Consider the following 9,714-nt stretch of genomic DNA (forward strand, 5'->3'; position numbering starts at 1 on the left):
TTATAAAAGAAGAATAGCTGTCATTTTAGGAGTCGGGACTACCTTTTGATTATTCGTGGTTGAAAGGAGATTATTTGAATTACTCTCCCGGATTTTTATTTCCCTTCTTCGGCATTGGTTTGTGATTAATAACTAGGGACAATATGACGGAAAAGCCGAAGGACAGCGCTAGTCCGCCGGGGCGGAAGGCTCCGTCTCACTCGATCCGAAGCGATCATTTGTTTGATCTGCTTTGGTCAAGACGGAAAAGCCGAGGGACATAACGTAGTTTTAGCATAGGTACTCCGTCTTTCAAGCATGAATGAACCATGATTGAAGCATAGATGAAGCATAGATATTTAACTCTTCGTTGGCGCGGGGCTCTGGCTCATGCCACCCATTCCTCTGCATGTAAAGTCTTTAATTGTATCCTACTAATAGCTATTGCCTAATCACCATTGCCTAAAAAAAATGGTGCAAAAAAGCCCATCCGATAAAAACGAATGGGCTACAATTTCTTTGTAATTTTATTAAGGTTTATACTTCAGTAAATCATCCAATGTCATGATCGAAACCGGGTGATAATTTTCACGGTATTTAGCGTAAACCTGTTTTCCCCAAATTTTACTTTTCGGATTTTCATTCAAAGCCGTATAGATCGGTAATAAGAATTTTCTTCGGCCTACTTTCGAAATGAACTTCTCAATATTGGGGCGGATTGCCGTGTAATTCGAATTGATCCCCAAAACATACCATTCGGTTGCGACTTCTGCATTTCCCCACGAATTAAAATGCAATTTTTCATCAATTAAAGCCAAGCGTTCCGGATCCATTTTTTTAGGTAATGCACGGATAAATGCCTGCCATTCCTGTGGAACATACTGATCGCGGCTCAAAGCCGGCAGTTGTTTCTTTCCTTTTTTCTTCGCAGGTTTTTTGAAGATATCTTTTCCACCGGCAAATGCGCGTGCCAATTCCTGGATTTTCTCAAAGCGCGGAGAGCTGACCGCATAACAGTTTTTAGGAAGTCCCGGTTTGTAGATCCATTCGTCTACATTGAATTTGATATCGGTTTTATTGATCAGATTGTCTTCAAGATAAAGCTTGAATTGTTCGGTTGTCAATGTTTGGAAAGCATGGTCCGTAAAATACATTTTCAGGAAAGCATCAAAACGCTGTCTTCCGAAATCGCGTTCCAGGGTTTTCAGTAAGAAAGCTCCTTTTACGTAAGCAACAGAAGTCATTCCATCGTCCGGGTTTCTTTTGGTAAGCTTCAATTTCAAATGGGTGTCTTCTTCATCCAAACTCTCCAGTTCTGTCTGAAGTTCCTGGAATTCGATCAAAGCAAGCATATCGGCAACTTCTTTTCCGTAAAGTTCCTCCATGATCCGGTTCTCAAAATAAACCGTGAATCCTTCATTCAGCCAGAAATCATTCCAGCTTGCATTGGTAACTAGGTTCCCTGACCAGGAATGGGCCAATTCATGAGCAAGTACAGATACTGCACTTCGGTCTCCCGCAATCAATGTCGGATTGGCAAAGGTCAAACGCGGATTTTCCATTCCTCCGAAAGGAAAGGAATAAGGTAAAACAATGACATCATATTGTTCCCATTGGTAGGGACCGTATAAATTCTCAGCTGCCTGGATCATTTTCGGAAGATCGGCAAATTCCCAGATGGCCTTGTCGATCATTTCAGGTTCTGTGTAGACACCGCAGTTTTTACCCAGGCTTTTGTATTCCAGGTTCCCAACTGCCAAAGCAATCAGGTAAACAGGAATAGGCTGTTTCATTTCGAAATGATATTTTCCTTCCGGGCTTTTAACCTTTGGATTGGAAGCGCTCATTACAGCCATTAATTCGGCAGGAACGGTTACATCTGCACTGTAAGTAATTCTGTTGGCAGGTGTTCCCTGAACGGGAATCCAGGTACGTGTTAAAATTGCCTGACCCTGGGTATATAGATAAGGATGTTCCTTTCCTTCCGTCAATTCGGGATCCATCCAATCCAATGCGCCGGCGTTCTCGGTTGTTTTGTAATAAATATTGATATATTCTGTATTCTTATCGATCTTGATGCTTAAAGGCTGACCTAAGAATTCCTGCATTGCACCTATAATGAAATCAGTTTCTTTTTCCTGGCCCTTTTTTCCAAGTGTTACTTTTTGAATTTCCGGTCCGTTGATATCAAATATGGCGGTATCCGTATCTTTTATACGCTCCATCTGATGACGAGCAACTCCGTAAATGGTCTTTTTCTCAAAATCTACATCGATCTCCAGATCCAGGTGCTTTGTCCGGATTTGATCTGTATTGGAGAAGGAATGTGCATCGTGACTGGCAACAACTCCATTGATAGATTGGTCCTTGTTTAAAGGATCAGGATCGTTACCGCAAGAAGATATATAGAGTGTTAGTGCAGCAATGCTGAACAGGTATTTTAATTTCATTTTTTCAGTTTGAGGAATGCGAATATACTTTTTTCTTTGAATTTCATTCTAGTTTGCTTTTTCATCTTTTTTAGTCAGATAGCGAATCACTTCTGCAGCTCCCATTAATCCGAATAATGCAGGCATATAGCTGACCGTTCCATAGAATGAGCGTTTATAATTGGATCCATCGGTCATTTTCAACGAGTCTTTTTGTTGTAATTCGGATGAATAAACACATTTGATTTTTTCAAACCCGACATTTTTTTTCTTGAGTCGTTTCTTGATGTGAGCACCCAGTTTGCAGTTATGACTGTCGGGCAGTTTTGCAACATGAACACGGCTTGGATCTACTTTTCCCCCGGCTCCCAGATGCGTGATGACTTTAATCTTTCTGCTTTTGCATGCGATGATCCACTCCAGCTTTGGAGTAACACTATCAATGCAATCCATTACATAATTGGGTTTGTACTGATCCAGTAATTCCCAAACACGCTCCGGAAGAACAAATTCTTCTACAATATTTAATTGAATATCCGGATTGATATCTTTGATCCGTTCACCGAGAACAAGTGCCTTGTTTTTCCCGATTGTAGAATCCAAAGCGGTTAACTGGCGATTCTTATTCGTTATATCGAAAGCATCGCCATCGACGATTGTCATAGTACCAACTCCCGCACGTGCAATAAATTCACCGGCAAAAGATCCGATTCCTCCGAGTCCCACAATGAGTACATGAGCAGATTTCAAACGATCCATTTCCTTGGGTCCAAGAATCAACTCAGTACGCTCCAACCATTTACTCATATTTAAAAATTCGTTTTGCGTTTTGGTTTAGCAGTTCGGTCAGGGCCTGCAAAGATAGCTTTTTTATCTCAGCGACCAAGCGGTAAGTATCGATCAATTCCCCTTTTCCCGTATCGGTTTCAATCAGTAAACGCGTATCGGGAATATGGGCAAGACTTGATTGAAGTTGTTGGTTGGTTAAAACAGATTCACCAATGCTGATGATGCTGTTGGGATAATCCAAAACACTTTCTGTAATAGAAGCTTTATTGAATCCATGATAAATGAGCATAGTTTCCGGAGCATTTTTCTCATGCAAAAAACGGCATCTGTCCCAGGAGTTGACACAATGAAGGATCACCGGTTTGTTGAATTTTGCAGCAAGCTTCAATTGAAAGACAAAGATCTCTTCCTGTTTGTCAAGTGAAGCATACCGATTATCCAGGCCAATTTCACCAATTGCCAAAAAGCCTGGTTTTTGAATGAATTTATTGCAAAGATCTTCAATTTCGGCTAAATCAACAGTGCTTTCTTCCGGATGCACCCCAAACGAAAAATAGAATGGTAAATTCTCTCTGGAAGAAAGAGTTACCTGCACAATACCACGGTTTTTTGTATCAAAATTGTGCGTGTGCGAATCGAAAAGTTTCTCTAAATCAGACATTAAGCATTAAACTAATAGTTAAAATTAAAACAATCTGAATCAATCAATCATTTTTTACCTATTTTCACCGACGCTAAAAAAACTGAAAAACATGACTCAACAACGAGACGTAATTGCTGAAATAGAAAAGCAAGGAACTATATTTGGACATCCCAAAGGTTTATATCTTTTATTCTTTACTGAATTGTGGGAGCGATTTAGTTATTACGGAATGCGCGCCATTCTTGTACTTTACATGACTAAGTTGTATGTAGAAAATGGTCTTGAGATACCTAAAGGTACAGCGTCATTAGTTTATGGCTTCTTTACAGGTTTCGTATATTTCACTCCGATTATTGGAGGATGGATTGCGGATAGATTTATCGGTCAACGAAATGCTATTACTATTGGAGGTATAACAATGTTTCTTGGACAGATCGTTTTGTTCTCTTTGAATACTCATGTAGGATTAGCAATCGGACTTTTACTTTTAATCATAGGTAATGGGTTCTTTAAACCAAATATTTCCACCCTTGTTGGGCGTCTTTATAGACAAGGTGATGCGAAAAGGGATTCAGCATTCTCTATTTTTTATATGGGAATTAACCTTGGCGCATTTTTAGCTCCGATTGTAGTTGCTATCTTATGTAATGATTGGTTTGCGACAAAAGGTGTCGATGAAAATGGTAAAGAAGTAATTATGTCATATGGATATAAGTACGGCTTTTTAGCTGCTGCTGTAGGAATGTTGATAGGTCAGCTTATTTTCAACGCTTTAGCAAAAAAGTATTTATTGGAGATTGGTGAAAAACCTAATAAGAAAATCCAATTTACAGATGTAGAACTTGTAGATTCTACAACCGTTGAAGTAAACACTCCAACAATAGATGCTCCGTTAACTAGAGAAGAGAAGCAGCGTGTTTCTGTTATTTTCATTTTAACCGCTTTTATTATCTTTTTCTGGGCCGGATTTGAACAGGCTGGTTCATCGATGACGCTTTACACCGATTCTTATATTGATAGAACAGTTGGCAGCTGGACAATTTCCACAGAATTATTTCAATCAGTAAATCCATTGTTTATTGTCGCTTTAGCGCCAATTTTCGCATGGTTCTGGGGTTCTAAAACAGGTTCAAGAATGTCTACACCAGTGAAGATGAGTTTGGGAATGATCTTATTGGGAATTGGATTCTTGTTTATGTTGATGGCAACAGCCCAGGTTCAAACTGAAATCGTTGGTGGTAAAGAAAATGTAGTTCAAAAAGCGGGACTTTGGTTTCTGATAGTAACATATTTCTTCCATACCATTGGCGAATTATGTATTTCTCCTGTAGGATTGAGTGTTGTAACTAAATTGGCTCCAATTAAATTAGCTTCTATGTTAATGGGAGTGTGGATGTTATCTACTTTCGTCGCTAATATATTAGGTGGATTTATTGCAGCGTACGTTGAAAAACTTGGAGCAGCTACGATTTTTATGAGTATCGGCGGTTTTGTAATCTGCTTAGGTCTTGTCATGCTTACAGTTTCCAGAAGATTGAGTAAAATGATGCATGGTGTAAAATAATTTCAACCTTAATTAAGAAAATTGAATCCCTTGTTTTTAACGAGGGATTTTTTTATGGACTTTATTTAATGGCTCATCCGAATTAATTTATCATTTTTACGATTCGTTAACAAATAGAGTTATGAGTTTGGTAGAAAAAGACCTGAATCCATCAGATGCAGCAGCATTGGAAAATATTAGAAATTTCAAAGGGAAATATCCGAAACAGCTTTGGTATCTTTTTTTGGTTGAAATGTGGGAACGTTTCACATTCTATGGTATGCGTGCGCTCTTGGCAATGTATATTTCTCACCTTATTTTGACAAGCGATTATAACCCTATTCCAAAAGATAAGCTGGAAGCTAAGAAAATAGAATTCTTTGAACTCAATAAAGAAGAATTAACCAAGGATCATCCAAGATATTATATTGAAACATCTCATCAGAAAGACCAGGATAGTGCGGAAAGTTCTTCCAATAAACAATACGGTTTAATCCAGGCCTTTATTTATGCCATGGCATTTGTAGGTGGTATGTTTGCTGATAAGATCTTTGGTTTTAGAAAATCTGTTTTTTGGGGAGGAATTCTGATGGCATTGGGAACCTTTCTGATGGCTGTCCCCGGGGCATTTACGTTTTACCTGGGAGTGAGTATTTTGATTGTAGGAAATGGATTTTTCAAACCGAATATCTCCACGATGGTTGGGGATCTTTATCACGATAACGATCCTAGAAGGGATTCCGGGTTTTCGTTATTCTATTCCGGGATCAACATAGGAGCTCTTTTAAGTGGATTGACCATTGCTTACATTGGAACATCGATCAGCTGGTCCCTTGGATTTGCTTTGGCAGGAGTTTGTATGCTGATGGGCTTGGCTTTGTTTCTCAAAACACAAAAATCGTTAGGCCCAATTGGAATGCCTCCTTTTCCTGAGAAATTGGTAGAAAAGAACAAACTTGGCTTATCTAAAAATTTGACGGTTTATTTAGCTTCTTTAGCAATGATCCCGTTTTTCTTTCTAATGGTTTATTATCCCTTTGATGTGGACTTGACATTTTTAATGGGGGATGTTAAGCTGAAAGACGGAACAATGATTCCATATAAAGTTCAATTCAGTGATTTATTCATGATTGTTCTTGCAGCAGTTATATTAGGTTACCTTATTTACGTATTAACCAAAGTGAAAAAAGAGGAATTCGGAAAATTACTTGTTGCGGTTCTTCTCATTATATTTTCTGCATTGTTCTGGTCCTTCTTTGAACAAGGTGGCGGGTCATTGAACTACTTTGCAAATGGTAATGTTGCAAGTAAAGGAATGAACATGACCCAGGTGAATAACTCTTTGAATTCGCTTTGGGTTGTTTTATTGGCTCCGTTGGTTGGGTTTTTATGGGTTTGGTTGAGTAAGAGAAGAGCAGAACCGAATACCATTGTGAAGTTCGGCTTGGGGTTCTTTATCTTAGGCTTGGGATTTCTGGTGTTTGCATACAGTCGTTTTTCTGCTGATGCAAATGGACTGACACCATTGTGGATATTTATATTTGCTTACTTGGTAGTGAGTGTAGGAGAATTGTGTCTATCGCCTATTGGTTTATCTATGATAACCAAATTATCTCCTAAAAGATTAACCGGGATGATGATGGGGACCTGGTTCTTGGCAAGCGCTTATGGACAATATGGAGCAGGTTTAATTGGTGCTGCATTGGCATCAAGTGGTGATCCGGACAAAAACCTGACGAATACAGAAAAATTAATGCAGTACACAGAAGGATATCAGACTATTGGAATTATTTCACTGATTTCGGGAGTGGTATTAATCATTATTTCTCCTATTCTGAGAAAAAAGATGGGTGGGGTAAAATAATAGTATATTACAAGAAGAATTCACATGAAACAACGCAAACACCCAAAAGCACTTCCTTACCTGTTTTTATCCGAAATGTGGGAGCGCTTCGGTTATTACTTAATGATAGGGATTTTTACCTTGTATCTGAAAGATGTAGATCAGGGATTTGAAATGTCTGAAGCTGAATCAGCAAGTTTATACGGAACCTTCATAGCATTGGTGTTTTTCACCCCTTTTATCGGAGGTTTACTTGCAGACCGGGTTTTAGGCTATCGACTCCCGATAGTTATTGGAGGTGTCCTGATGGGAGTAGGATATTGCATGATGGGAATTCATTCGTTTGCCATGCTCTATTCAGGAATGATCCTGGTTATTGCAGGTAATGGACTTTTCAAACCGAATATTTCAACACTTTTGGGGAACCTATACAATAATGATGATTACCGCGATCAAAAAGATGAGGGTTATAACATCTTTTATATGGGTATTAATATCGGGGCCTTTGTATGTAATATTGTTTCCGCTTTCCTGATTAATAAATATGGATATTCGGTCGCTTTTGTCGGCGCGGGTATTGGTATGTTTGTTGGAGTAGTGGTGTTTTTGCTCGGGAATAAACATTATTCGACAGGTGACATTAAAAAAGTAGCTGTTCCGGGAGAAAAAGCCTGGTGGATTGATTTGATGATTGTGGTTGTTCCTGCGGTTTTATTTGCAATCATCGGATACTTCATAAATGGAGTTCCGTCCGAAACGAACGAACATTCCTTCCTGGTTAAAGACGACGTGACAGATGCTTTCCTTTTTGCCTGTATTCCGGTAATCTTCTTTTTTGGATATGTATTGTTTTCGTCACCTAAAAATGAGCGCCGGGTGGTTAGCGCGATTTTGGTTGTTTGTATTGCGGTTATTCCATTTTGGGCGATTTTTAAACAGAATGGAACAGTGTTAAACACCTGGGCAAACAATTATACAAACAGGGATGTGCCCGATTTTGCGAAAAGCGGACTGAAAAGTATGTATTTGGCCGATACGGTAGATTATGTCAAATCGGATAAGCCAACACCGGTTTTGGATAAGCATTTCCGGAAAGTGGGTGATGAGGAGGCAGTTCAATACCCGGCTTACTTTAAAAACTATGAAAGAACTCCTGAATTGAAAGAAGGGGAACAGGTAGTTGTATTCAATACGAATATCTTCCAATCTGTAAATCCTTTTTGGGTAATTGTACTCACTCCATTAATAGTAGGAATTTTCAGGTTTCTTCGTTTACGAAAAATGGAGCCATCTATCCCGATTAAATTTGTTCTGGGTTTGTTCATTACAGGATTATCTTGTTTGGTAATGGTCGCTGCAGCAAATGCTTCAATGAATGGTGAAATAAAATCAAGCTATTGGTGGTTCTTTGGAGCCTATGGGGTAATAACCGTGGGAGAGCTCTGTTTGTCTCCGATCGGATTGTCGATGGTTTCAAAATTATCCCCGGCCAGGTTGACAGCATTGTTGATGGGGGCTTGGTTTATTTCAACATCGATAGGAAATAAATTAAGTGGAGTAATTGCATCTCTTTGGGATCAATACGATGATAAGTCTTCATTCTTTATGTTGAACTTTTATTTGATGATGGGTGCAACACTAATTTTGATTGTTCTCCTGCCTTGGTTATTGAAAGTGTTTAGAGAGCAGAAGAAATAATCCCAATTGATCTATATATAATATGAAACGTTTTCTTGCACTATTAATTCCAATAGTTCTATTACTAATTGCTATTCCTTTCTTATTAAATAACGGATTAATTGTTCCTGCAAAAGTTGTCGGAGTTGTTCTGATCCTTTTAACGACTATCTCACTTCGCATTTGGTTGAGAAGAGCACTGAGAGAAAAGCTTTCTCTTGATGCAATTAAATTCAATGTAAATCATCGCTATTATTTGAATGAAGTGAGTCCTATATATAGGAATATGTCAAAAGCAGAAAAGAAGGCTTTGGAAAAACGGATGGGGAAGCTGCTTGCCGACTTGCAGTTTGACGATACAACCAGGGAGGAATTGAATGTGGATGAGATGTTGTCTTATGCTTTAATTCAAATTTTGGCGGTATATAATGAGTCCTATAGATCGCTAAAAGGAAAGATGATTGTTTTCGATCAAACAAATAATACCGGTGAATTAAAGATTTCCGAAGGAAAATATGTGTTAGTAAACCCTGTTTTGCTGGAAAGTATACTAAAGGAGGCTCAAACCATGGAAGCCATTTCCAGTTCAAATAAGCCAGTTATAGGGCAGTTGAGAGATTTCTATCTTAATGTTTGAAAAAACCATTGTTTTTTTTCTTGCTATAAACAGACTATTATCAGGGTGTTAAGGATGGGTTTGAAAAAAAGAAAGAAATAATCTTCAAAAACTCTTGCAGAAGTAAAATAAGTGGGTACCTTTGCCACCGCTTAGAACGATAAGCACTTCGGAAACGGAGGGAGTTGAAAAGTA

General features: G+C 38.6%; 7 protein-coding genes. 4 read left to right on the forward strand and 3 right to left on the reverse strand.

Features of this window, described 5'->3' with window-relative positions:
• Nucleotides 1-509: 509 nt before the first annotated feature.
• The 3 genes from K0S23_RS18495 to K0S23_RS18505 are packed head-to-tail and all read right to left on the reverse strand — an operon-like array spanning nucleotide 510 to nucleotide 3,858.
• Nucleotides 510-2,429 carry a M1 family metallopeptidase gene (locus K0S23_RS18495; protein ID WP_300360369.1) on the reverse strand — a complete coding sequence of 640 codons (1,920 nt, stop codon included), beginning with the start codon at nucleotides 2,427-2,429 and terminating at the stop codon, nucleotides 510-512.
• 48 nt (nucleotides 2,430-2,477) lie between these two features.
• Nucleotides 2,478-3,215 carry a tRNA threonylcarbamoyladenosine dehydratase gene (locus tag K0S23_RS18500; protein ID WP_300360370.1) on the reverse strand — a complete coding sequence of 246 codons (738 nt, stop codon included), beginning with the start codon at nucleotides 3,213-3,215 and terminating at the stop codon, nucleotides 2,478-2,480.
• The gene (locus K0S23_RS18505) at nucleotides 3,208-3,858 is read right to left on the reverse strand and encodes a TatD family hydrolase (protein ID WP_300360371.1); all 651 of its coding nucleotides are present in this window, start codon (nucleotides 3,856-3,858) and stop codon (nucleotides 3,208-3,210) included. The genes K0S23_RS18500 and K0S23_RS18505 overlap by 8 nt, the downstream gene beginning before the upstream one ends.
• Nucleotides 3,859-3,949: 91 nt before the next feature.
• Here K0S23_RS18505 and K0S23_RS18510 point away from each other — a divergent pair, with 91 nt between their 5' ends.
• From K0S23_RS18510 to K0S23_RS18525, 4 genes are all read left to right on the forward strand, one after another.
• The gene (locus K0S23_RS18510) at nucleotides 3,950-5,404 is read left to right on the forward strand and encodes a peptide MFS transporter (protein WP_300360373.1); all 1,455 of its coding nucleotides are present in this window, start codon (nucleotides 3,950-3,952) and stop codon (nucleotides 5,402-5,404) included.
• A gap of 121 nt (nucleotides 5,405-5,525) precedes the next feature.
• Nucleotides 5,526-7,247 (forward strand): peptide MFS transporter, encoded by a 1,722-nt coding sequence (locus tag K0S23_RS18515; RefSeq protein WP_300360375.1) that lies wholly within the window; start codon nucleotides 5,526-5,528, stop codon nucleotides 7,245-7,247.
• Nucleotides 7,248-7,271: 24 nt separating this feature from the next.
• Complete coding sequence (locus K0S23_RS18520; protein WP_300360376.1) at nucleotides 7,272-8,924, forward strand: peptide MFS transporter; 1,653 nt, start codon at nucleotides 7,272-7,274, stop codon at nucleotides 8,922-8,924.
• A 22-nt stretch (nucleotides 8,925-8,946) separates the two neighbouring features.
• On the forward strand, nucleotides 8,947-9,540 hold the full coding sequence (locus tag K0S23_RS18525; RefSeq protein WP_300360377.1) for a hypothetical protein: 594 nt from the start codon (nucleotides 8,947-8,949) through the stop codon (nucleotides 9,538-9,540).
• The last annotated feature ends 174 nt before the right edge of the window (nucleotides 9,541-9,714 follow it).

This window comes from Fluviicola sp. (assembly GCF_029266855.1).
Classification (GTDB): Bacteria; Bacteroidota; Bacteroidia; order Flavobacteriales_D; family Crocinitomicaceae; genus Fluviicola.